The 24,029-nt window shown below is 33.9% G+C and carries 22 protein-coding genes; 8 read left to right on the plus strand and 14 right to left on the minus strand.

Annotated features, from left to right (window positions below; translation table 11 throughout):
• Positions 1–186: 186 nt before the first annotated feature.
• From ACZ0AH_RS07755 to ACZ0AH_RS07790, 8 genes are all read left to right on the plus strand, one after another.
• On the plus strand, positions 187–759 hold the full coding sequence (locus tag ACZ0AH_RS07755) for a molybdenum cofactor guanylyltransferase (RefSeq protein WP_463475239.1): 573 nt from the start codon (positions 187–189) through the stop codon (positions 757–759).
• 4 nt (positions 760–763) lie between these two features.
• Positions 764–1,555, plus strand: coding sequence for a uroporphyrinogen-III C-methyltransferase (gene cobA / locus ACZ0AH_RS07760; RefSeq protein WP_463475240.1), 792 nt, complete (start codon positions 764–766; stop codon positions 1,553–1,555).
• Positions 1,555–1,791, plus strand: coding sequence for a MoaD/ThiS family protein (locus ACZ0AH_RS07765; RefSeq protein WP_463475241.1), 237 nt, complete (start codon positions 1,555–1,557; stop codon positions 1,789–1,791). The genes cobA and ACZ0AH_RS07765 overlap by 1 nt, the downstream gene beginning before the upstream one ends.
• Positions 1,792–1,802: 11 nt before the next feature.
• Positions 1,803–2,885, plus strand: coding sequence for a molybdopterin-synthase adenylyltransferase MoeB (gene moeB, locus ACZ0AH_RS07770; protein ID WP_463475242.1), 1,083 nt, complete (start codon positions 1,803–1,805; stop codon positions 2,883–2,885).
• A 177-nt stretch (positions 2,886–3,062) separates the two neighbouring features.
• Positions 3,063–3,494 (plus strand): molybdenum cofactor biosynthesis protein MoaE, encoded by a 432-nt coding sequence (locus ACZ0AH_RS07775; protein WP_463475243.1) that lies wholly within the window; start codon positions 3,063–3,065, stop codon positions 3,492–3,494.
• 9 nt (positions 3,495–3,503) lie between these two features.
• The gene (moaCB, locus tag ACZ0AH_RS07780; protein ID WP_463475244.1) at positions 3,504–4,418 is read left to right on the plus strand and encodes a bifunctional molybdenum cofactor biosynthesis protein MoaC/MoaB; all 915 of its coding nucleotides are present in this window, start codon (positions 3,504–3,506) and stop codon (positions 4,416–4,418) included.
• Positions 4,405–5,412 carry a GTP 3',8-cyclase MoaA gene (gene moaA, locus ACZ0AH_RS07785; protein ID WP_463475245.1) on the plus strand — a complete coding sequence of 336 codons (1,008 nt, stop codon included), beginning with the start codon at positions 4,405–4,407 and terminating at the stop codon, positions 5,410–5,412. Before moaCB ends, moaA begins: the two co-directional genes overlap by 14 nt.
• Positions 5,413–6,028: 616 nt before the next feature.
• Complete coding sequence (locus ACZ0AH_RS07790) at positions 6,029–7,003, plus strand: IS110 family RNA-guided transposase (RefSeq protein WP_463475246.1); 975 nt, start codon at positions 6,029–6,031, stop codon at positions 7,001–7,003.
• A gap of 59 nt (positions 7,004–7,062) precedes the next feature.
• Here the strand turns inward: ACZ0AH_RS07790 and ACZ0AH_RS07795 are convergent, their stop codons facing one another.
• The 14 genes from ACZ0AH_RS07795 to nirD form a co-directional block, all read right to left on the minus strand.
• Positions 7,063–7,668 carry a hypothetical protein gene (locus tag ACZ0AH_RS07795; protein ID WP_463475247.1) on the minus strand — a complete coding sequence of 202 codons (606 nt, stop codon included), beginning with the start codon at positions 7,666–7,668 and terminating at the stop codon, positions 7,063–7,065.
• Between the two features lie 319 nt (positions 7,669–7,987).
• The gene (locus ACZ0AH_RS07800) at positions 7,988–9,418 is read right to left on the minus strand and encodes a rubredoxin (protein ID WP_463475248.1); all 1,431 of its coding nucleotides are present in this window, start codon (positions 9,416–9,418) and stop codon (positions 7,988–7,990) included.
• A gap of 328 nt (positions 9,419–9,746) precedes the next feature.
• Entirely contained in the window at positions 9,747–13,265 is a 3,519-nt protein-coding gene (locus ACZ0AH_RS07805; RefSeq protein ID WP_463475249.1) for a molybdopterin-dependent oxidoreductase, read from the minus strand.
• A 578-nt stretch (positions 13,266–13,843) separates the two neighbouring features.
• Entirely contained in the window at positions 13,844–14,467 is a 624-nt protein-coding gene (locus ACZ0AH_RS07810) for a class I SAM-dependent methyltransferase (protein ID WP_463475250.1), read from the minus strand.
• A 2-nt stretch (positions 14,468–14,469) separates the two neighbouring features.
• Complete coding sequence (locus ACZ0AH_RS07815) at positions 14,470–15,183, minus strand: exonuclease/endonuclease/phosphatase family protein (protein WP_463475251.1); 714 nt, start codon at positions 15,181–15,183, stop codon at positions 14,470–14,472.
• 45 nt (positions 15,184–15,228) lie between these two features.
• On the minus strand, positions 15,229–15,828 hold the full coding sequence (locus ACZ0AH_RS07820; RefSeq protein ID WP_463475252.1) for a hypothetical protein: 600 nt from the start codon (positions 15,826–15,828) through the stop codon (positions 15,229–15,231).
• A gap of 42 nt (positions 15,829–15,870) precedes the next feature.
• Positions 15,871–16,236 (minus strand): hypothetical protein, encoded by a 366-nt coding sequence (locus ACZ0AH_RS07825; protein WP_463475253.1) that lies wholly within the window; start codon positions 16,234–16,236, stop codon positions 15,871–15,873.
• 137 nt (positions 16,237–16,373) lie between these two features.
• Complete coding sequence (locus tag ACZ0AH_RS07830; RefSeq protein ID WP_463475254.1) at positions 16,374–17,633, minus strand: alginate export family protein; 1,260 nt, start codon at positions 17,631–17,633, stop codon at positions 16,374–16,376.
• Positions 17,634–17,735: 102 nt separating this feature from the next.
• Positions 17,736–19,214: an MFS transporter gene (locus ACZ0AH_RS07835; RefSeq protein WP_463475255.1), complete on the minus strand. Its 1,479-nt coding sequence runs from the start codon at positions 19,212–19,214 to the stop codon at positions 17,736–17,738.
• A 201-nt stretch (positions 19,215–19,415) separates the two neighbouring features.
• Entirely contained in the window at positions 19,416–19,826 is a 411-nt protein-coding gene (locus ACZ0AH_RS07840; RefSeq protein WP_463475256.1) for a hypothetical protein, read from the minus strand.
• 7 nt (positions 19,827–19,833) lie between these two features.
• Positions 19,834–20,493, minus strand: coding sequence for a response regulator (locus ACZ0AH_RS07845; protein WP_463478094.1), 660 nt, complete (start codon positions 20,491–20,493; stop codon positions 19,834–19,836).
• Positions 20,494–20,916: 423 nt separating this feature from the next.
• Positions 20,917–22,725 (minus strand): sensor histidine kinase, encoded by a 1,809-nt coding sequence (locus ACZ0AH_RS07850; protein ID WP_463475257.1) that lies wholly within the window; start codon positions 22,723–22,725, stop codon positions 20,917–20,919.
• Between the two features lie 11 nt (positions 22,726–22,736).
• Positions 22,737–23,321 (minus strand): DUF4202 domain-containing protein, encoded by a 585-nt coding sequence (locus tag ACZ0AH_RS07855; protein WP_463475258.1) that lies wholly within the window; start codon positions 23,319–23,321, stop codon positions 22,737–22,739.
• Positions 23,322–23,592: 271 nt separating this feature from the next.
• Entirely contained in the window at positions 23,593–23,970 is a 378-nt protein-coding gene (gene nirD, locus ACZ0AH_RS07860) for a nitrite reductase small subunit NirD (protein ID WP_463475259.1), read from the minus strand.
• Between the last annotated feature and the right edge of the window lie 59 nt (positions 23,971–24,029).

Raw genomic sequence — 24,029 nt, forward strand, 5'->3', positions numbered from 1 at the left:
AAAAAAATGCTTAACAATGCGTCCCAAGGTTGAAACCTTGGCCATGATTGAAAATGAGTATAAAAACGATGCTATATAAAACATAGCCAACGGTTTCAACCGTTGGAGTGTGGAGTAAAACCTGAAACAAAGAAAACCTGAAACAAAGAAAACCTGAAACAAAGAAAACCTGAAACAAAAAAAATCATGAAAGCACTAACAGTTTTTATTCTTTGCGGAGGAAAAAGTTCCCGAATGCAGTCAGAGAAAGGACTAGTTCTGTTTCAGAATAAACCATTTATTGAACATATTATAAAGGCAATTTTGCCTGTAACAGGTAAAATAAAATTAATAACGGCCAATAAAGAATATGATTATCTGCCTTATGATAAAATTCCGGATACGATTACAGATAAAGGACCTTTGGGCGGAATTTATACGGCTTTGACAAATTCTGAAACCGAATTTAATTTGATTTTGAGTTGTGATATTCCATTAATTTCAACCGAATTATTATCGGAATTAATTTCGAAACACAATCAGGAAGCTGAAATTACGATTTTTGCCACAGAAAGCAGAATGCATCCGTTAATCGGAATTTATTCTAAAAAAATAGTTTCTGTTATCAAAGAAGCAATTGATAAAGATGAGTTAAAAGTAATGGATTTAATAGCGAAAATTCCGCATCAAATCATTACGATAGAAGAAAGTGAAAACTTTTATTTAAGCAATATTAATTCGGTTGACGAATTAAACGACCTGAATATCAATTTAAGTTAATACTATGAAAGACTTAAAAACCCCAAGATTGACAATTGTAGGCGCTGGTCCCGGAGATGTTGAATTGATTACATTAAAGGCAATCAAGGCTTTAGAAAATGCCGATGTTGTTTTGTACGACGCATTAGTCAATGAAGAATTGTTACAATATGCGACAAAAGCAGAAATTGTTTTTGTAGGCAAACGTTTAGGATGCCATGCGTATACGCAGGATCAGATAAACGAATTGATTGTTTCAATGGCAAATCGCTACGGACATGTTGTGCGTTTAAAAGGCGGTGATCCTTTTATTTTTGGAAGAGGAAGTGAAGAGATTGAATACGTTGAAAAATTTGGTTTAGAAACCGAAATTGTTCCGGGAATTTCATCCGCTTTAGGCGTTCCGGCTTCGGTTGGAATTAGTTTAACGCAGCGCCAGATTGCCGAAAGTTTTTGGGTAATTACAGGAACAACTTCTAATCACGAATTGTCTAAAGATGTTCGTTTGGCTTCAAAATCAGCCGCGACGGTAGTTGTCTTAATGGGAATGCATAAATTAGATGAAATTATTTCGATTTATAAAGAAAACAGAACAGACGATTTACCAATTGCAATCATCCAAAACGGAACAAAAAATACAGAACAAAAAGTGGTTGGTACTATAAGTACAATTGCTAAATTAGTAGCTGAAAATAAGATTTCGTCTCCGGCAATTATTGTGATTGGAGAAGTAGTAAAAAATACGTCAAGATTAACGTCTTATTTTCAGGAACATTTTGAAGATGAGTTTATTTTTCAGAATTTAAATTTAAAATAATGATTGAAATAAAATATTTTGGAGCTGTCGCCGAGAAAACAAAATGTGCTTTCGAAAAAGTGTCCTATTCTGATATTTCCCTGCAGGAATTATTGCGGAATTTAGAAGAAAAATACCAATTCGAATCGCTTTCATTTAGTGTGGCAATCAACCAGAAAATAGTACCAAAAGCAACAGATTACAAGTTAGAAACAAGTGATATTGTCGCTTTATTGCCTCCTTTTGCCGGAGGATAAAAATAAAATTCATGAATACAACAGAACGTTATAACCGACAAATGATTCTTTCGGAAATTGGAGAATCCGGACAGCAAAAACTAACAAAAGCCAAGGTTTTAATTATCGGCGCTGGCGGTTTAGGTTCTGCTGTATTGCCTTATCTGGCTGCGGCTGGCGTTGGTGAAATCGGAATTGTAGATGATGATGTGATTGAGATTTCAAATTTGCATCGGCAGGTAATTTATAAAAGTTCAGCTGTAGGTAAATACAAAGCAGAGGAAGCTAAACTGATAATTTCTGAATTAAATCCTCTTGTAAAAGTAAATACAATTACGGAAAAATTATCAGCAAAAAATGCAATTTCGTTATTTGAAAACTACGATATAATTGTTGATGCAACAGATAATATTGCCATAAAATATCTCATAAACGACGCTTGTATAATTACAAATAAACCAATGGTTTATGGATCTATTTTTAGATTTCAGGGTCAGGTTTCAGTTTTTAATTATCAAAACGGACCAACTTACAGCTGTTTGTTTCCCGATGAAAATACTCAATCTTTAAGTTGCGAAGATGCAGGAGTTATCGGAATTTCAGTTGGAATAATCGGAATGCTTCAGGCAAACGAAGTCATCAAAATGATTCTGGAAATAGGAGAGGTGTTAAGTGGTAAAATACTGGTTTATAATGTTTTAAATAATGAACAGCAAAAGTATGATTTTGAGAAGAATACAACTGTTTCAATAAATAAAGAGATATTTGAGAAAAAGTATAATAATACTGAAAATCAAATTGAAGAAATTAAGGCAGAAGAAATTTTAAATAAAATAGATTCTGATGAGGTTCTTTTTTTGGATGTCAGGAATGAAGATGAACTTCCGAAAATTAATTTCAAAAATGGAATTCAGATTCCGTTAACGGATTTAGAAAACGAAATAGAAATAGAAAAATTAGATAAAAACCAAATGATTTATGTTTTTTGTCAATCCGGAATCAGAAGCAAAATTGGAGTTGAATTACTTCAGAAAAAAGAATTCAAAAAGGTAAAAAGTATAACCGGCGGAGCTTTGGCAATGAAACAGTTATTAAAAGAAAAAATAAAAATATAGCCACAGATTTCACAGATTACAATGATTTTTTTCTGCCAATAATTACACAAATTTTCACGAATTAATTATCATTTTTAAATTAGTGTAAATTTGTGTAATTCGTGGCAAACAAATCGATATCAAACTTTTAAAAATCATTTTAATCTTTTAATCTGTGGCAAAAAAAATAAAAAATCAATGAGTAAAAATGTATTTGTAGAAGGACCAATTTCTCCTGAATTTATAGCCGAATCTATTGCCAAACACCAGTCAAAACACACGATTGGTGCACACAATATTTTTCTGGGACAGGTTCGTGCCGATGTTATTCATGATAATACAGTTGTCGCGATCGATTATTCGGCTTATACCGATATGGCGAACGAAGCTTTGCATGCGATTCGGGAAAAAGCATTCGCTAAATTTGATTTGACTTGTATGCATATTTATCACAGTTTAGGAATTGTAAAAGCAGGTGAAATTTGCCTGTTTGTATTTGTTTCGGCGACGCGGCGTAAACAAGTTTATGAAGCAACAGAAGCCATTGTCAACTGGATAAAAACAGATGTGCCCATTTTTGGTAAAGAAATGTTTGAAAACGATACATTCACCTGGAAACAAAATACCTAACAAAATATAATGGTAGATATTACGCATAAAATAAGCACTTTAAGAGCTGCAACAGCAACAGCCATTGTCAAAGTTAGTAAACAAGAGACGATTGATGCCGTGGTGAATAATTTAGTTCCGAAAGGAAATGTATTTGAAATGGCAAAAACAGCCGGATTATTTGCGGTTAAAAACACGCATTTATCAATTCCGGATTGTCATCCAATTCCAATTGAATTTACTTCTGTAGAATACAAAATTGAAGGTTTGACAATTGAGATTATTTTTAATGTAAAAACCGTTTACAAAACCGGAGTTGAGGTCGAGGCCATGCACGGAGCTTCAATTGTAGCGTTGACGATGTACGATATGTTGAAACCGATTGACAAGGAAATCGAAATTTCGACCATTAAATTAGTGAATAAAGAAGGCGGAAAATCTTCTTTCAAAAATAAATTTCCAAACACAATTAAAGCTGCTGTTTTTGTGTGTTCAGATTCGATTTTTGCAGGCGAAAAAGAAGATCGTTCCGGAAAAATCATTGTTGAAAAATTAACTTCTTACGGAGTTGAAACTTCACATTATGAAATTATTCCTGATGAAATTGACATTATTCAGGAAAAAACGAGGGCTTTCGCCGAAGAAAATCAGTTGGTTATTTTTACCGGAGGAACCGGATTATCACCAAGAGATGTTACGCCCGAAGCTTTGTCGCCATTGCTGGAAAGCAGAATTCCGGGAATCGAAGAAGCTATTCGGAATTACGGACAACAAAGAATGCCGTACGCCATGTTATCAAGAACCGTTGCAGGAACATTAGGAAAAAGTCTGGTTTTGGCTTTGCCGGGATCAACAAACGGAGCCAGAGAATCTATGGATGCTGTTTTTCCGCATGTAATGCACGTTTTTCATATTTTAAAAGGAAAAAATCATGATACCCTCTAAAACCATTTTAACGGATGATTTTGGGCGAAAACACAATTATTTGCGTATTTCGTTACTGGAGAAATGCAATTTGCGTTGTACATATTGCATGCCTGCAGACGGAATTGCGCTGTCTCCAAAAGCCAGCTTAATGACGGCCGAAGAGATTTTTGCATTAGCTGAGACTTTCGTAGAAAATGGTGTGGATAAAATTAGATTAACAGGCGGAGAACCTTTATTAAGAAAAGATTTTCCGGAGATTATTTCGAAATTATCAACTTTAAATATTTCACTTTCAATTACTACAAACGGAATTTTAATTGATCGTCATATCGATGTTTTAAAGCAGTCAAATATTAAAAAAATCAATTTGAGTTTAGATACTCTGGTGGCATCTAAATTTCATTCGATAACACTTAGAAATCAGTTTGAAAAAGTAGTTGATAATCTGCATTTGCTTTTAGAGCATGATTTTACGGTAAAAGTAAATGTTGTTTTGATGAAAGGTTTTAATGATAATGAAATTATAGATTTTATTAAATTAACCCGATTGTTACCCATTTCAGTTAGGTTTATTGAGTTTATGCCTTTTGCCGGAAACGAGTGGGACAGAAGCAAAATGGTTTCGCAAAAAGAGATTTTATCGCAATTAAAAACTTCTTTTTCATCTGAAGAAATTCAGAAATTAGAAGACGAAAAAAACTTCACGGCCAGAACGTATAAAATAAAAGGTTTTAAGGGAGATTTCGGAATCATCAGTTCGATTACAAATCCGTTTTGTGATGGCTGCAACAGAATCCGCCTGACGGCAAACGGTAAAATTAAAAATTGCCTTTTCTCGAATGCTGAAACTGATTTGCTCACGCCTTTAAGAAATGGTGAATCAATCACGAATTTGATTTCAGAATCTATCAAAAATAAAAAGAAAGTTCGGGCCGGAATGGTTACCATCGAAGAAATGGATGATCCGGCACTTCACTTTGATAATCGCAGTATGATTGCCATTGGGGGATAGCACTTCGGCTTCGCTCAGGATGACATACTTGTTGTCTGGCTGAGCGAAGTCGAAGCCTTTGCACAATCAAAGATAATTGCCCACAATCTTATCATTGCGAGGAACGAAGCAATCTCATTTGCTATGATTAAATGTTTTTGGAAGGTGTAGTCGCTATGCGACAAATTTGCGGTATACATTGTTTTTTTCTACCGACATTTAACCTCTACGAGGTATACCTCCTGGGGTTTATAATTAGTAAAAGTAAATGTATTTTTTTTTTTAACATTTAAATATCTGCAAATACTCCGTTAGGAGTTAAATGTCGGTAGAAAATAATATCAAACCAGCGTAAATATCCCGTAGGGATTACACAGAAGTTATAGAATAATTTAGTGAGATTGCTTCGTTCCTCCTTTAGATTTGTTTTTTTGAAAATTGACTAAATTTATGATTGAGAAAGGAAGCCAAAGTACACTATTCGTTCCTCCGAGCTTGTGACTCATTTTGCGATTAAGACTTTCGCTTCCTCTTCATCAAAGACTCAGATAGAAATTTGGGCTAGAGACCCGTTATTAAGGAGTTGAGCTTATGATGAATTTCTCAAATCATTTTGTTAAATCGTAAAAACAAAGTTATGAAAAACATTATTATTGGCATCGACATTAGCAGTAAGACTTTAGATATCTGCATTAAAGAAGAGGTTGTAAGTTATTTTTCTATTGAAAATAAAGCTTCGGTTATTAAGCGCTTTTTAAAAAAGTACACGGCAGATAATGTAATTCTGGCAATGGAAAATACGGGTAGATATAATTGGAATCTATATGAAGTACTTGAAAACCTTAACTTTAAAGTTTATGTAATATCTCCTTTGCATCTTAAAAAGAGCATTGGTCTTACAAGAGGCAAAAATGATAAAATTGATTCACTTCGTATCTGCAATTTTATCGAAAAAAATTATCAGGAAATGACACAATGGAAGCCTTGTCCTGAATCAATTAAAAAGATAAAAATACTACTGACAGAAAGAGCTTTAAGAATAAAAATGAAAAAGCAATTAACTGTTCAGCAATATGATTATAAATTAATGAAAACCATTAGCCTGGATAAGCAATTATTAAGCTTAAATATGAAACTTATTAAAAGTATAGAAGTCCAAATTAAGATTATAGAAGCCGATATTGAGAAAATTATAACTAGTGATGAAAAACTTAACAAACAGCAAAAACTGATAAAATCAGTTCCTGGAGTAGGTAAGATTTTATCATGGACATTACTATCAAAAACAGAAGGATTTACAACTATAAAAGATCCAAGAAAAATGGCTTGCTATAGTGGTGTTGTACCTTTTGATTTTCAATCCGGAACATCTTTAAAAAGAAGACCCGGAGTATCCATGCTGGCAGATAAAGCATTAAAAGCTATTCTTCATATGGCAGCAATGAGTGCAATACGATTAGATAATGACTTACGGGTGTACTATAAAAGAAAAGTTGCAGAAGGAAAAAATAAAATGAGTGTTTTAAATGCTGTTAGAAACAAAATAATACATCGAGTTTTTGCGGTAATAAAAAACCAAACCTTTTATCAAAAAGATTTGGTTTTATCATAGAAATCGCAAAGACCAGCGCATAAAAAAAGGTTCAACTATAAGTCAAACCTTCCTTAATATTATTTTTTCTTTTTAGCTTTTGCCTTTTTTTGAGACTTTGCTTTCTTTTTTGCTATTTTTTTAGCTTTTGCCTTGTCCTTAGCTTTTTTCGCTTTTTCTTTTTTCTTAGCAGCAGCTTTTTGTTTTGCTTTTTTAGCTTTTTCTTTCTTTTTGTCGTTTTTAGCTTTTTCTTTTTTCTTAGCTAATTTCTTTTTCTCTTTGTCCTTGTCTTTGTCTTTCACTTTTTTGGCTTTTTTATTGGATTTATCTTTAGGAGCTTTCTCAGCTTTAACTACTTTAGTTGTATCTTCTTCTTTAGGTTCAGTAACAATAGCATTATTAACTGGAGTTTTTTGTTCTTCTGGTTTAGCAGCCGGAGTCAATACTTTTTTTGCAACAGGTTTTCTAACCGGTGGTTTTGGGCTGGTTGTTGGTGCTGTAGGTGCTTTTGCAGCAGGTTTTGCAGTAGTTGCAGCAGTTGGTGTTGCTTTTACCGGTGCTTTACGAACAGGTACTTTTGTCGCAGGTGTATTTGCAGCTTTTGTATTTTCTGTAGCTGGCTGAACATTTTCAGTTTTTGGTGAATCAATTTTCTCCGGATTGGTTTCTTCGGTCTTGTTTTCCATATTAAATGTGCTTTTAGATGAGATATCTTTTACAGTGTAACTAAATTGTTAACTTATAGTTAAGTAAAGATAATCATAAAACAAGTCTCCCAATGTTAAGTTTTTATACACAATTTAAGGTTAAACTGTTTATTTTTAACATATTAAGTTTTTACCGGATTTTAAAAATTGAAATCTCTTAACAATTCCACCGACGAAAAAATGGGATTGATAGTAATAATTATTGCCTGTTTTTTAATGCATTAAAAAATAAATACAAAAAAAGCTTCATAATTCTAGTCCGCATATTGTAACATCAGGCTAAGTGAAGTAGAAGTTATTAATTTGCTGCAATTTCCAGAACCTTAAAGTTGCTTTTTGGTGCTTCACACAAAGAGCAACAATAACTTTCAGGTAAATCAGTGAATGAAATGCCTTTTGGAATTCCCTGATTTTCATCTCCATATTCAGACTTATAAAGTGTTAAACATTCCTGACATTGGTAAATATCCAATTGCGTTTTTTCTTTTTTCTGTGGATTTTCTATCGCTTCCGGAATAGAATTTCCGAGTTCTTCGAAATATTTTCGACTTAATTCAATCAATATTGTTGGCAATTCCAGTTTGTCAATATCCTGAGAATTAACTAAATATTCTCTTGTATTTGGATCAAAATTCTTTGCAAACAAAACATTATAAGTATCCCTGATTTTGATAGATTCCAGATCTTTCGGCAAATCATTTTTTTCAACAACAATCGACGTAAAATAATGTCCGTCGCGATTGTACTCAGATATTCCAAAAGTTAGTCCGTAAGTGCTAATATCAAATTGATCCAGCGTTCGGACCAAAAAAGTTTTAAGATTCAAAGCCCATTCCATTGCAACCGGTAAATGCCAGTTTAATTCCAATAAAGAATGTCGTACATTAATTCCTTTTTTGCCAAGGAATTTTTCCCATTCCAGTTTTCGATCCTTCGGAATTCCTTTTATAATAAATGATTTCCAGGGCGTTATACATATTTTTCCAATTTTGCAGTCAAAACACAAATCGCACATTTCCTTCAGGAAATCTAAATTGTACAGATTATTTCTCCAGTATAAACCCAGCCAATATTGATCAATTCCCATTCGGTTCATCCCTTCATAATACGGAAATGGATAAAACGGAATATTCAAAGGCTTGTCAATCGTTCTGTTATTGGTGTCTAAAGCATCACTAACCAGACTAAAAATCATGTCAATTCCATAGGATTCTTCGGCTGCGATTTTCTCGATTTCATAATAAAAAGCAGCAATATCCCAGCTATAAATCAAAACCGGATACACTTCCATGCGTTCCCATTTTGGCAAACGAATGTACAAATACCAATAATCTTCATGTTCTGAAGCAATAAAATTTAAATGCCCCGTAAACAACGGAACCAATTGTTGCTTAGGATCGTTAATGTTGACTTTCAGTTTTGGCTGTTCTTTAAACTGCTCTAAAATATATAAAAATTTGTTTCCCGTAAGCCAATTGGTATTTCTGAAAATATCAGTTGAAACATAAGAAGAAACGATATTATTACCGCTTTTTTCATTAGGAAAAACAAAATGATGTTTACCAATTTTTTCTTTATCTAAAGATTTTAACCCTTTCGGGAAAATAATATCCTGTCTGGAACCAAATGAAATCGAATCTAAACCCTGATCCATTGCCATATTGACCACTTCTCGAAGTTCTCCCGGCGAAATAACGCCTCCTTTTACTATTAATCTTGTTAGTTCCATTCTCTATTTTTGTTTCAAGTTTCAGGTTTGTTTTGTTTGCTTCGCCTTTTCGGCTTTCAGCCTCGGGTCAGGTTATTGGATTGTGTTCGTTTAACCGCAAAGTTCACAAAGTTTTTTCGCAAAGTTTCGCAAAGATTTTTTTAAGTTTTGTTTAATAGGTAGTCAAAGTTCACAAAGCTTGAGCAATTTTTTTAAGTATAGCTTTGCGAACTTTTTTCGATAGAAAACAACTTTACAAATCCAGACCTTTGCGAAACTTTGCGAAAAAACTTTGCGAACTTTGCGGTAAAAAATTTATGCTCAAAGTAAAGTAACCTAAAACAAAATTTTAAACCTTACACTTCGCTAAAATCTCTTTTACCTCTGTTTTACAACTTCCGCAACCTAATCCTGCGCCCGTATTTTTACATAAATCAGTAAAATCATTCACACCGCTTTTAATCGCTTCTTCTATATTTCCAGCTCCAACCTGACTGCAGGAACAAACTAATTTCCCTAGAACAGGTTTTGCATTCGAGCTTCCTCGTAATAATGTATTTCGTTTATCTGATAATTCGATTTTGCTTTCGATCATGGTTTTAAACTCGGCAAACTCATTTTTATCTCCCATTAAAATCGCTCCAACAAGCAAATCATCTTTCACAATACATTTTTTGTAATACCGTTTTTTCAAGTCGGCAAAAACAATTTCCTCGTATGAATCATCGTTTTCAGGAATAGTAAGATCGCCAATACTGCACAAATTAATATCTTCCAGTTTTAGGATATTCATCAAAATAGAACCTTTGTAATAACTGCTAATATCTCCAGCCAAAAAGTTAGCCAGAATATTTGCCTGTTCTTCCGCGGCAGAAGTGATTCCGAATAATTTGTTTTCGAATTCGGCTATTTCTCCAATAGCATAAATATCAGGATTCGAGGATTGCAAATATTGATTTACTTTTACGCCACGACCGCAGGAAAGTCCCGTTTCGCGTGCAATTTCAATATTCGGAATTGTTCCAATCGTATACACAATAGCATTTGCCGTGATAATTCGGCCGCTTTTAAGAGCGATTTCCAGTTCATTAGGATTATCGGTTTCAAAAACAGTACTTACTTCATTATCAAAATAAATCTGAATATCACGAAGCTGAACTTCTTCTGCCAATAATTTACTCGAAATTCGGTCTAATTGACGTTCCATCAAACGAGAAGCCCTTTGAATAATGGTCGTTTTTACTTTTTTATGTTTTAAGGCAGCAGCCAATTCCAAACCTAATAAACCGCCGCCAATAATGACAACGTGTTGTTCTTCATGAGGTAGATTCGTGCTGTCAAGATGTTTTTTTAAACGATCGGCATCTTCTTTTCGTCTTACCGTAAAACGGCCCGGAAGATGAAGCTGTGCGTTTTCCGGCACAAACGGACGGCTTCCGGTTGCCATTATTAAGGAATCGTAAGTATGAATTTCGCCCAGACTATCTGTAATTGTTTTTTCTTTTGCATTTATTTTATCAATTGCAACGCCGGCTTTCATGGTAATTTTCAGCTTATTTAAAGTTTCGCCATCTTTCACTTTTAATAATTGTTCCCATGTAAATTCACCCGTCATATATTCCGGAAGCAAAACGCGATTGTAAAACGGATTTACTTCATTCGAAAAAACAATAATTTCATCTGTCGAATTAAACTCCCGATAATTTTGAATAAACCTAAAAGAGGCTGCTCCTGCACCAATAATGGCAATTTTCTGAAAAGGTTTTACATATTTGGTAATCGCAACTGTTGTGTATTTAAAATCAGGCTCTTTAGAAACCGGATCGACAACCGTGTTGGTTAAATTATTGGTTCTGTTTAAATCATTTTCGAGTTGTTTTCCCCAATGCATCGGCAGAAAAACTACTTTTTCTTTGATAGAATCTGTGACTTTTGCTTTTACCCGAACTTCTCCGTTTTTACTCGAAACAACAATAATATCACCATTTTTAATATCATTTTTATAAGCATCAATTGGGTTTATTTCTAAAACCGGACTTGGCGTATGTGTCATTAATCTCGATACTTTTCCGGTTTTGGTCATTGTGTGCCATTGATCGCGAACCCTTCCTGTTGTTAAGATAAAAGGAAATTGCGGACTAGGCTGTTCTGATGTATTTTCAATAGCTGTTGGTAAATTGAAGATTGCTTTTTGCGAAGGCGTATAAAATTTTTTATCCGTAAAAAGGCGAGGAGTTCCCGGATGTCCGTAATCAGGAACAGGCCACTGAAAAGTGCCTTCGGTTTTTAAGCGATGATAATTTAAGAACGAAATATCAATATTGGTATTTTTGGTCAGTGCACAATGCTCTTTGTAAATCTCTTCGGCATTATTGAAATTGAAACCGTTGAAATTCATTTTTTTTGCAAAGCGAATTAAAATTTCAATATCCGGAAGTGCTTCTCCAGGCGCATTGATTCCTTTTGGTAAATACGAAATCCGACGTTCAGAATTGGTCATCGTTCCTTCTTTTTCTAACCAACCGGCGGCTGGTAATAATAAATCGGCGTATTTTGAAGTATCCGCATTATGCGAAATATCCTGAACAACAACAAATTTGGCATTTTGCAATGCTTTTTCGATCCTGCGGGAATCCGGTAAACTTACCATTGGATTGGTACAGATAATCCAGACCGCTTTCATTTTTCCAGATTCCAGAGCTTCAAACATTTCGGTTGCCGTTAAACCCGGTTTATCTGAGATTTCATTAACGCCCCAAAAGTCTGCAACCTCTTTACGATGTTCCGGATTTGCAATGTCTTTGTGAGCCGCCAAAAGTGTCGCCATTCCGCCAACTTCGCGTCCGCCCATTGCGTTGGGTTGTCCGGTTAATGAAAATGGTCCCGAACCCGGTTTTCCGATTTGTCCTGTTAATAAAGATAAATTCAGTAAAGCCGTATTTTTATCAACGCCAACAGCACTTTGATTTAATCCCATTGCCCAAAGCGAAATAAATCCTTTGGCTTTGCCAATAATATCAGCGGCAAGCTTAATATCGTTTACCGAAATACCACAAAGTTTAGAAGCTTTTTCGAAAGATGTGCTTAAAACTAAATCTTTATATTGTTTGAAATTTTCGGCATTATTTTTTACAAAATCATGATCTACGTAGCCTTTTTCAATAATGCGTTTGGCAATCGCATGATATAAAATAATATCAGATCCTGGAAGAATCTGCAAATGCAAATCGGCGAAAGCAGCCGTATCGGTTCGTCTTGGATCGACGACAATGATTTTTATTTTGGGATTTTTCTCTTTATGCTTCTCAATTCTTCTGAATAAAATAGGATGGCACCAAGCCGGATTTGCACCTGTAATCAGGAAAGTATCCGCCAATTCGATATCGTCATAAGCTATTGGAACAGAGTCTTCTCCAAAAGTCTTTTTATATCCCACAACGGCAGAACTCATACAAAGTCTGGAATTGGTATCAATATTATTGGTTTTCAAAAAACCTTTTACGAGTTTATTGACCAGATAATATTCCTCGGTCAAACATTGACCTGAAATATAAAAACCTACGCTATCCGGACCATGTTTTTTGATGATAGAAGTAAAAACGGCTGCCGCGCGATCAAGTGCAGTATCCCAACTTACACGCTCGAGCGGATAAGATTTACTGCCGCGCATTTCAGGATATAAAATTCGGTCAGAAGTATCATTGACTACGTAATGCAAATTCATTCCTTTAGAACACAACATTCCTTTGTTGACCGGATGATCTTTGTCGCCCGTTACCATCACACCGTTTTTAGCATCATTAGTTACGATAATTCCGCAGCCAACGCCACAATACGAACAGGTAGTTTTGATTTTGGTATTTTGCATTACAACTCGTTTTTGAATACTATTTATGAATTTACTTAGCAATTAAATAATTCACGTATATTGGTGTAAACAAAAATAAGTATTTTTACGTATAAATACGTAATTTTTGAAATTTTATTTTGGATATAATAGCAATAGAGATATTTAGATGCAGATCGTAGAAATGCTCCGTATGTTGAAAAGTAATACTTAAGCATACTTATTTGTTATTTCAATTTCTATGATAAAACATTTTTTCAGGAGCTAATCCCGCTATCCGTTTCAATCTTTTATTTTTTTAAAGAAAAAAATAAAAGGATTTCCACTTCTATCGGGGCTAGGGCACTCGTTTTCATAAGAATGTTTTCGTCTGGTTTGTCATTTCGACGAAGGAGAAATCTCCGAGAGAAGCTCGCCAAAGATTGAACTTCGTTGCAGAGCTACTTGCGGAGATTTCTCCTTCGTCGAAATGACATAAAATGAGAAAAAACTTGGCTTTAGAAGTTTCGCGATTACGATTTTGCCAAGAAAAAAATTGTACAAAAAAGCTTAACTTAATGACATTTGCGCCGTGCGTCTCCACTTAATTGTGAGGTAATTTATTTTTTCTTTCCAACAAATCGAATCACAGAACCTTTTCCGTTATGGAATAAACCTTCGTTCAATTCGATTTCTTTTTCTTCTAACTGAATGATTTCATAATTAGGAAAATCTGCCTGAATTTCTTCAATAGAAAATAAGGATTCAATATCTTTTGGCCCGCCAACTTTATCGTTTATGGCCAGATATTCTAAGTGTTTTTTGCTAAAAGCTTCGAAAATAATGATTCCGTCTGGGCGCAAATAAGTTTCTAATGTTTTGTGAATTGCCGATTTGATTTCCGCAGGAAAATGAGCGTAAATCAATGCAATAACATCAAATTGTTCGGCATGATAATTTAGGGTTTCTAATTCTCCAACCTGATAATCAATTGAAACATTATGTGCTTCGGCAAGTTTTAAGGCTTTGTTTTTTCCTTCTTCACTAATGTCAAAAGCAGCAACTTTCCAGCCTAATTTTGCGGCAAAAACAGCGTTTCGACCTTCGCCTTCGGCAGGAAAAAGAATCGTTCCGGGGTTTAGTTTTTCTATTTGTTCTTTAAAATAATTGTTGGGTTCTTCGCCATAAGCAAATTCTTCATTGCTGTAGCGGTCGTTCCACCTTTCGGTCCAGTTGTTGTTCATTGTTATATATTAAAATTAATTATTAAAGGTTTGTGGTCGCTGTGCAAAGTCCAATCCTGATAACTTCCCACTTCGACACTTTCTAATGTTTCTATAAAATCATTCGAAGCAAAACAATAATCAAGATGATAAGGCTTGTTTTCGTGACGATACAAGTACAAAGTTGGATGCTGTTCTTTGCCCTGAATTTGGTTGTAGTATTTATGATAGGTACTGTAGATCTTTTTAGATTCGAGTCGGGTTACAACCGTTGAGTGATTTCCTTCGCGACGTGGTTTGTCCCAAATCGTATTGCTGTTGAAATCTCCAATTAAAATCGTTTTGTCTTCTTTAATTAGATTTTCATAATAATTAATCGCTTTCCAGACTTGGGTAACATATTGTCCGTCTTTATCCTGGGGATTATTTGCCCAGATTGCAAATAAGGTAAAATCGATTTTTCCGCCAGTTACTTCAATTGGCAAAATATTTTTGAAGTTTGGATTATGACATTCGAGCAATCGAAATCTGTAGTCGCTGTATGAAAAAACACCAAGACCTTTGTGCGGGTTTGTGCCGTGCCAAAGAATATCTGCCGGCACTTTTGTTTGACTTAAAAATTTTAGTTTTTCGGGATTTTCACACTCAGAAATTACAGCAATATCAGGATTGTAAGCCAGAATAAATTCGGCTTTTTTTCTGAATGCCATGTTGCAATTCCAAGCGATGATTTTCATTGAAAGAAGTTTTAAACAAAATTTTTATACCTGATTTAGGCGTAATTAAATTTTGTTTAAAGTTACTTTCATTTTTTTAATTTCTGCATTCCAGAGATTAGTATATTTTTCTTTATTATTTTCTAATTGAGTTTTTAATTTTAGGCATAAATTCAATTGAATATCATATTTTTCCGGATTTTCAGATTTCCGAAAAAAGGCAAAATCATTTTCGTTATAATAATCTGTTGCCGTTTTTACTACAGAAATAAAATTGTCAATGTCAGTTTTCAAATACATATTCACTGGTTCGCCCAGAACTTTTTTAAGCGAAGCAAATACTGCAATGTCATTGCCTTCCTGATAATCCGGATTTGCCGAATTGTAATATTTGTATCGCATTAAACCCAAAAAATATAAAAAAGAAGCTTCATTAAATTTAGATTTTTCTAAATAAGCTGTTGCCCTTTCAAAGTATTTTGAAGGATGTTGTTCATCAAGTTTTTTTACTTCTTCAAAAACCTCTTTATCAATATCCAAAATATGTCCGCTTTTTTTCAGGGAATCAGAAGTTTTGTAAATTTCTCTGTACAAATTTAATTGATCTTGCGAATAAGAATTTGTGCAAAGAAAAAACAGAAATAATAAAGCTATAATTTTGGACATGATATTTAGGCTTGCGAAGCATTAAATTTGCAGCTTTTTATCTTAACCTACAAATTTTGTTTTACCGCTAGTGATGTCAACTTCTGCAAAGTTGTGTTTGCCAATAACGATAAGAAGTTTATCGGTATTATAACCTACATATCTTATTTGCGCTTCTCCAACTTTTGGTTTTCCGCAAACGGAAATGACATTGGTTTGCCATTTTAATTTATTGTTTTTGTAGGCTGATACTGTTTGTAAGTCATTTTCTACATAGTAAATAATGTTACTTTTTTTGATTCCTCTTTTTTGTGTTTTCGCAAAATTTATTTCTGAATTTTTTGAAATTAGGTCATCATTGTATTTTTGGGCAATACCAGATTGAGTAACAATGAAAGTTAACATTGATAGTTTTAAAAATTGTTTCATATGGATAGAATTGGGGTTCGTATTCGATTCAAATATAACTAATTAAAGTATAAAACAAGTTTTTAGTAAGTAAAAAAAAATTACCCTTTTCCGAAATAGGAAAAGGGTAAAATATAAGGGTGAAATTTGAAGATAAACTATTTTTTCCAGCTAAAAATTCTAGGATTTACAGAAATCATTAACCAGGCCCAATTGTTCGTGTGGCCGGCATCTCCGGTTTTTATAAATTCCAAGGTTTTAGAGCCAAACATTTGAGAATATCCTCCGGTAAGTGTAATGTCTTTTTTGAAGTTATATCCGGCGCTAAAATCAACCTCAGTTCCTAAATACGAATCAAGTTTTTCGTTAAGAGGCGTAACAACATCAGCAGCAGCTAGAAATACATGCGGAATCAAAGCAAATTGCCATTTGTTTACATTGTAATTCAGTTTTAAGAAAGCGTCTTGCAAACCAACGCTGTTTAAATGATTTCCAACATAAAAATAATCCATATAACCATTAAAGCCATGATTGGTCCCAAAAATTGGATTGAATGATTTAATAACCGTGCTTCCGTCATTTGTAGCTTTTCCTGATAGAAATTCATAACCTAAACCAGCTTTAAAAGAGTCATTTATAGCATATCCAAAGTTTAATGCCGCATTCCAGGCGCTAACTTGTCTGTCTGTACTTTTTCCGGTTTGACCGTATAAACTTAAATTACTGTCGATTTTTCCAGTTTTATAAGTTAAGTAAGTCCCAAAAGTTTGTTTGTAATCTACTAATAATTTTGCATCGGCATTTGCATATTCATAACCCGTATTGAGTACTAATAAACTTGCGCCTAATTTATCAAAAGTGGTATGATACCAGGCGTATTGCATCGCTTTGTAATTGGCTACAGTATAAGGTGTCTGAAAAGTATTTTCGGCAGTTGAATTGTAAGCAGCACCCAAATCTAACTGATGATTTTCTGGATGAAAAGAGACCATCAAAGCGTCGTGACTTTGCCCTTGCTGCGCCCAGTCCATTTCGCCCATAATACGCTGATTATCGTACGAAAGCACCTGACGCCCCATTCTCGCACTCCATTCTTTGGTTAAATTATATTGTGCCCACGCTTCAAAAACAGCAACACCGTTTTTGTCTGCAACTGTCGCTGTAGGAACATCGCCCCAGGTTCTGGTATTTTGAAAAGTTAATTTTACGGTTAACTCATCTTGTTTATAATTAAAATTCAAACGGGAACGCTGCGATATTTGAGAAGTTCCTTCCTGACCTTCCGGCAAAAGGGTTTTGTAACCATTTCTATATTCAAAACGTGGCCTGATTTGTAAATTTACGTCTAGCTCCTGCGCTTCAACGTGAACACTGATTATTCCTAAAAGTAATAAAGCAATTAGTTTAATTTTTTTCATAACTGGTTTGTTTAATATGGCGCAAATTTAAATCAATAAAAGGTTTTAATTTGTGATAAAAATCATACAATTTTAAGATTTTTTTAATCATTTTGTGTTATATTACTGTCTATCAATTACTTTAGATAAAATGGGCTGCTTTTCATTCATGATTTTTGTTATGGTATAATGCATCCAAATCAAACAAATAGCCGAAAACACTAAGATAAAGATCCAGGAACTGGACCAGATTCCGGTTGCGGTAAGCAGATAACTAAAAATAATTGGTCCAAAAAAACCGCCCAATCCGCCAATCATTCCAACCATTCCGCCAACAACGCCAACATCTTTAGGGAAATATTCCGGAATATGTTTGTAAACCGCTGCTTTTCCAATTCCCCATGAGATTCCAATTAGAATTACTAAAACCAGAAAAACCCACATATTGGCATCAAATTTAATGACAGTAATTCCTTTAGCTAAAAGTTCTTTTTTCTTAACCGATTGATTTTCATTAACTACAACTTGCTGCCAGGAAGTTTTGGTTGGGAAAATAGCGCTTTGAGATTCGTTATCTTTTTTTTGTGCAATAGGAAAATTAGTTTCTCCAATTTTAATACTTTTATCAGAAACAGCAGTTATAGTTCCTTTTTTTGAAGCCAAAACTCCGGGTCCGGTTGTCGTGATTTCCATTTTCGGAATCATTAATAATGCGCTTAAAATAACAGAAGAACTCAAAACCCAATACATTACTTTTCGTGCGCCAAATTTATCAGATAAATAACCGCCAAAAGCACGAATAACGCCAGAAGGTAAACTAAATAAAGTGGCAAACAATCCGCCCATAACCAGACTGGTTTGATAAACGTTCATGAAATTCGGCAAAAGCCATTGTGAATACGCCACAAAACATCCGAAAACGAGGAAATAATAAGCTCCAAATCGCCAGACGCGGGCACATTTTAAAGATTGAAGCATTTCTGAAACTGTTCTGGTATCGTTTTCTAATTTTTTATTTTTGGCAAAAATTAAAAACGCAAGACCAATAATAACCAAAGCAACAGCATAAATTACAGGAAGTATTTTCCAGCCATTTTGTGGATCATCTACAGAAAAATGATTTAGTAAAGAAGGAGCTAAAAAAGTAGTTATTGCAGCTCCGGCATTTCCCATTCCGAAAATTCCCAAAGCACGTCCCTGCCATTCTTTTGGATACCAAATTGAAGTATATCCAATTCCGACAGCAAAACTTGTTCCGACCATTCCAAACAAAAAACTTAAGATTGCAAACGTTACAAAGCTATCAGCGTAAGGCAATAAGAATAACGGAATAGAAGAGAGGAGGAGTAAAAGTGAAAAAACGTATTTCCCGCCAAATTTATCGGTTAAAATTCCAATTGGCAAACGCATAATTGAACCTGTTAAAATAGGAATTCCTAATAACCAGCCCACTTGCACAACGCTCCAATTGAAAATACCATTGTCAACCAAAAAGGTTACCAATACACCGTTCAATGTCCAACAAGCAAAACATACGGTGAAGGCCAAAGTATTCAAAAATAAAATCTTGTGTGATTGCGATAAAGAGTTTGTATTTTCCATAAGTACTTAGATTTGTTTTACCAAATGTAAATACTTATAAGTATTAATACGTAATTTAATTCTAAGTATTTTTATTTACCTAAGTAGATTTACCAACATCACAAAATTGATTCTCTATTTTATGAAAATACTATTTTTAAAAGGTTCTTTTTATCTTTTAAACAGAATAAAGATATTCTAAAACGTTTACTAAATATTAATTTACTCATTTATAATTGCCCAAGTAGTCTTTAAAACTGTTTTGTCATAGTCTAATGGCGGAATAACTTCTTTAGCTTCATTAGTTTTATCATATTTAGAAGGCAACATTACATCAAATGAAGGGGTTGAATTTGGAATTATTTTTATAATTTGATTAATGGTATAAGTTTTAGAATTACATAAGTTAAGAACACGGAAAATACCTCCATCTTCAGTCTTTACTATTGTAATTGATGCAAAAGCGAATGTACCGCAAAGAGTAGCTGTAGGTATGTGATCAATTACCGAGACGGTTGTTTCTTGTTTTAAAGTGAAGTATTTCCAGTTTTTTCTATCGGAAGAATAATTTTGAGAATATATTTTAAAGGTAAAAATAAAAATTATTAGAGTAAACTTTATTAACTTTTTCATGAAGCATTTACAAAAGTGAATATTCAGTCGCTTTGTTCGAAAGTTCCATTAAGTTCTTCACTTTTAGCTTTTTCATCAGGTTAAAACGGTGCACTTCGGCAGTACGTTTGCTGATTTCAAGCGCTTCGGCGATTTCTTTGTTGCCTTTTCCGGATAACAAAAGCGTCAGGATTTCCTTTTCTCTTTTGGTAATCATCATTTCTTCGCCTAAATTTTGTTTAGGTTCTAATGAAGTTGAGTTATTGGTTAACTGACTAATTAATATCGAAGAAATATCACCGCTAAAATACTTTCCGCCAGCAGCGACAGTATGCAAAGCTTTCAGGAATTCTTCTTTGCTGGAACCTTTTAGTAAATAACCATCGGCTCCGGCTTTTATAGATTTCAATACATATTCTTCCGATTCATGCATCGAAAGCATGATAATCTTTACGTTATTATTTTCGTTTCTAAGGTTTTCTACTACTTCGATACCCGTTAAGTTAGGCATACGAATATCTACTATAAGTAAATCAGGTTTGCTCGCAGCGACCACTTCAAGAGCATCTGCGCCATCAATAGCTTCGCCCACAACCTCAATGTTTGCTTCGTTTTCCAGTAAAGATTTTATTCCATCTCTTACAAATACATGATCATCAGCCAGAACAACTCGAATACTATTACTCATCATTTACTTAATTTTAATTCTCAACTTTTACGTATATTCATCTATAAAGATGTCGCTAAGATACGTAATTTTTGAATTAGAGAATATGTCAATTTGATAATTAGATAATGTAATGATGAGAAAATGTAACAATTCGTTAATGTGTTAATTAGAAAATGAGTTTAATTAGATAATGTGGCAATTAGATAATTAGAAAATTGCCTGTAGACTTTTGTCTATTTTCTAAATAATTTCATCGTGTTTTTGTCATCTCTACGCAGGAGAGATCTCACTAGCAGCTCGACAAAGATTGGCAACATTTTGTGCGGGACTTCGACTTCGCTCAGTCTGACAAGATTGTGTAAACCTTTGTCAAAGTTTCAAACTTTGACAAAGGTCTGCGTGTAAATTATCTAATTGGCACATTATCTAATTATCTAATTTTCAGATCGGAATATTAAAAGTAATCCTCGTTCCTTCACCCGGAATCGATTTAATAAAAACGCGTCCGTTAATGTATTGAATTCTTTCCTTCATGAATAAAAGTCCCATTCCGGATTCGCTGTTGCGTTTTTTATCTACCGCATTTACATCAAAACCTTTCCCGTTATCATCAATAATAATACTTAGTAAAGTTTCGCTATGAGAAAGCTGCACAATGATATGCGATGATTCAGCGTATTTTATGGCGTTGTTAATCGCTTCCTGCGTAAGTCGATAAATATTGATTTCGATTAAAGAGTCTAAACGCTGATTGAAATCGGTTTTATTATAAAACAGAATTTCTTTTCCGGTAAGTTTAGAAAGTTCCTGCGTAAGTTTCGAAAGAGAAGAAACAATGCCGTGATCGCTCAATTCCGGAGGCATCAGGTTAAAAGTTGCCGTGCGAACACCTTTGATAATATCAAGCGATAATTTCTTTAAATATTCTATTTTTTGAGCCGATTTTTCTTTGTCTTCTAAGTTGATGCTTTCTAGGCTAAATTTTAATCCGGTAAGCATTTGACCGATTCCGTCATGAATTTCCTTGGCGATTCTGTTTTGTTCGTTTTCCTGATTTTCAACAATTTTGCTTGAAATAATCTTCTGTTGATTGATTTTTTCCGTGCTGTTTTCAATATTCAAACGTTCGACTTCGCGCTGTGCTTTTTTGCGTTCCGTAATATTAAAACAAACAACTAAAAGTTCCAGTTCGTCTTTTTTAATCGTTACCGGAACCATTGATAAATCGAGCCAAATCGTTTGTGATTCTTTATTGATAATTTTAATTTCGCCTTGCCAGCCGCTTCGCTGTTTCTCAAAAATAATACGATCAATATTAAGCTGTTCTTTTTCATCAGTCGTTAAAACTTCCGAGAATTTTTTATGGGATGAAAACTTGGTGTAATTAATGAGTTTTGCAAATTTTTCTCCAATATGAATAATCGAACCATCGGGCGCAATACGGCAATAAAGCAGCGTATTTTCCATGGCATAATTCAGAGATTTTAATTCTTTTACAGAGTTTTCCTTGATTTCGCTGATAATTTCAGTATCGTAAGCCAGTTTTAAAGCCTTCTTTTCAGAAGATAAAAGCTTGGTAATCAATGTTTCGATTTTTTTGCTCGTAGGTTTAAAAATGAAGAAAAATTCCAAAAGCAAAACAAATAAAGTAAAAGCAAAAATCCAATATTCTATCTTGCGCTGTTCCGTAACCTTTTCATGCGCTTCAAGATCATATTGCGTTACAATTTGATTCATTTTCGAAAGAAAAACACCTTCATTTTTTAGAATTGTTTGTATCAGTTTTTGATTTTCGGATACATTATTTTTCTGTTCTAGATTCAACAGAAATAAATCGGTTGCTTTTACAATTGAAGTAAAACTTGGTTTTATATCCGAATATAATCGAGATAAAGTTTCGCTTTTTTCTTTTGGAAAAGCCAAACTATCGCTGCCATTTTCTAAAGCATTCTGATTGGTTTTCCAAAGTGCCAAAACATTTTTTAAATGAGAAATTTCATGTTTTTGAGCCGTATCAGCAACATAATTCAAAATCAAAACTTCTTTGACGATTTTCTGGCTCAGCATTCTTTGCTTCCCGGAAATATTGATAATTTTAGAATCGCTTAATTGCTGATTTAGATTGTATTGAACTAAAATCTGACTTACAATTATAGTTAGGGCAATAGTAAGAAGTGCAAAAAAATACAGACGGCGTAAATTTTTGAACGTGATTTTATCTGCAGCTTCCTGATTGCTTTTTTTTATCATAAAAAATCAAATTACAATCCCAAAGATGCTTTTATTAAGTTTAAATTTTCTTCAGAATAGTTGATTTTTAAAGCTTCCTGATGTCCTTTTTCAGACATTTTGTCCCAGGTTTTTTTGATGATATTTTTTAGTTTTTCGTCATCGTGTTTGTGCACAAAAGGATCTAAATAATATTCTAAAAATACCAGACAAATTACATCTTCCAGTAATTGAGTTTCGGCATCTTTTTTCAGTAATTTCTTTTCGATTAAAAAAGAAACACGATCTATAAATTCGGGAGAATATCCGGCTTTTTCTAAGATTTCGGCAGTAGTTGCAGCGTGAAATTTTTTAAGTTCTTCTCTCCATCTCAAATAACCCACACGATCCATTGGGTAGGATTCGCGAGCGACTTTCCATCGGCAAATATGTTGTGCTTTCGAAGCAATCTGTATTTCTTCTGAAGCTTCAGGTTCAAATTGCATCAACCTTTCGTACATCCTGTTAGAATACAATAATTCCTTCGGATATTCGATATTTTGATCAATTTCGATATTCGGATCCTGAGCATTTTCGGCATCAATCCACTCGCTTGCTTTTTGAAAAGGTGTTGTCATTGTTGGTAAGATAATAGATTTTCAAATATACAGAATTAACTCGTTACTGTAATATCTTCAAACGATAAGAATACATTATTGATATACGTTGTTATTTTTTTTTCACGCCGATTTTGCAGATTGAGCAGATTTTTTTTTGAAGAAATTTATAAATAATCAATGTAGATTATTTTATTTTTTAAATCTGCTCAATCTGCAAAATCTGCGTGAAACATTTTTTTAATTCTATAATCTTTGGCAAAAAAATATTTGTATCAAAGCGTCAGTTAGATTAATCGACAAACCCAACAAAAACTTCATTTTCAATAACTTTAATCGGGTACGTCGCAATTTTAAAATCGTCGCCATTTAAGTTAGAGCCATCAACAAGCGAAAAAGTTTTCTTATGCATCGGGCACGCAATTTTCGGAATATCATCTGTAGATCCTGTCATTCCTCTTGCCAAAACCATTTCCATTTTATGCGGACAAGCATTCTGACAAGCATACCATTCGTTGCGGCGTGCAAAATTAAAAATCGCAATTTGTTTGTTTTTGTATTTGATGCAGCCGCCGCGATTCGTTGGAAAATCTTCTGTTTTTCCGGCTTTAAACCAAATTGTTGCATCGTTTGGATGCACAGTTTCGTATTGATTTAATATTTCTTCCATTTGACTTAAATTTTAGTTTCCTGTTTCTTATCCCTCTTTTTACAATCAAGAGAGTTTGA

The organism is Flavobacterium sp. AC105 (assembly GCF_979258495.1).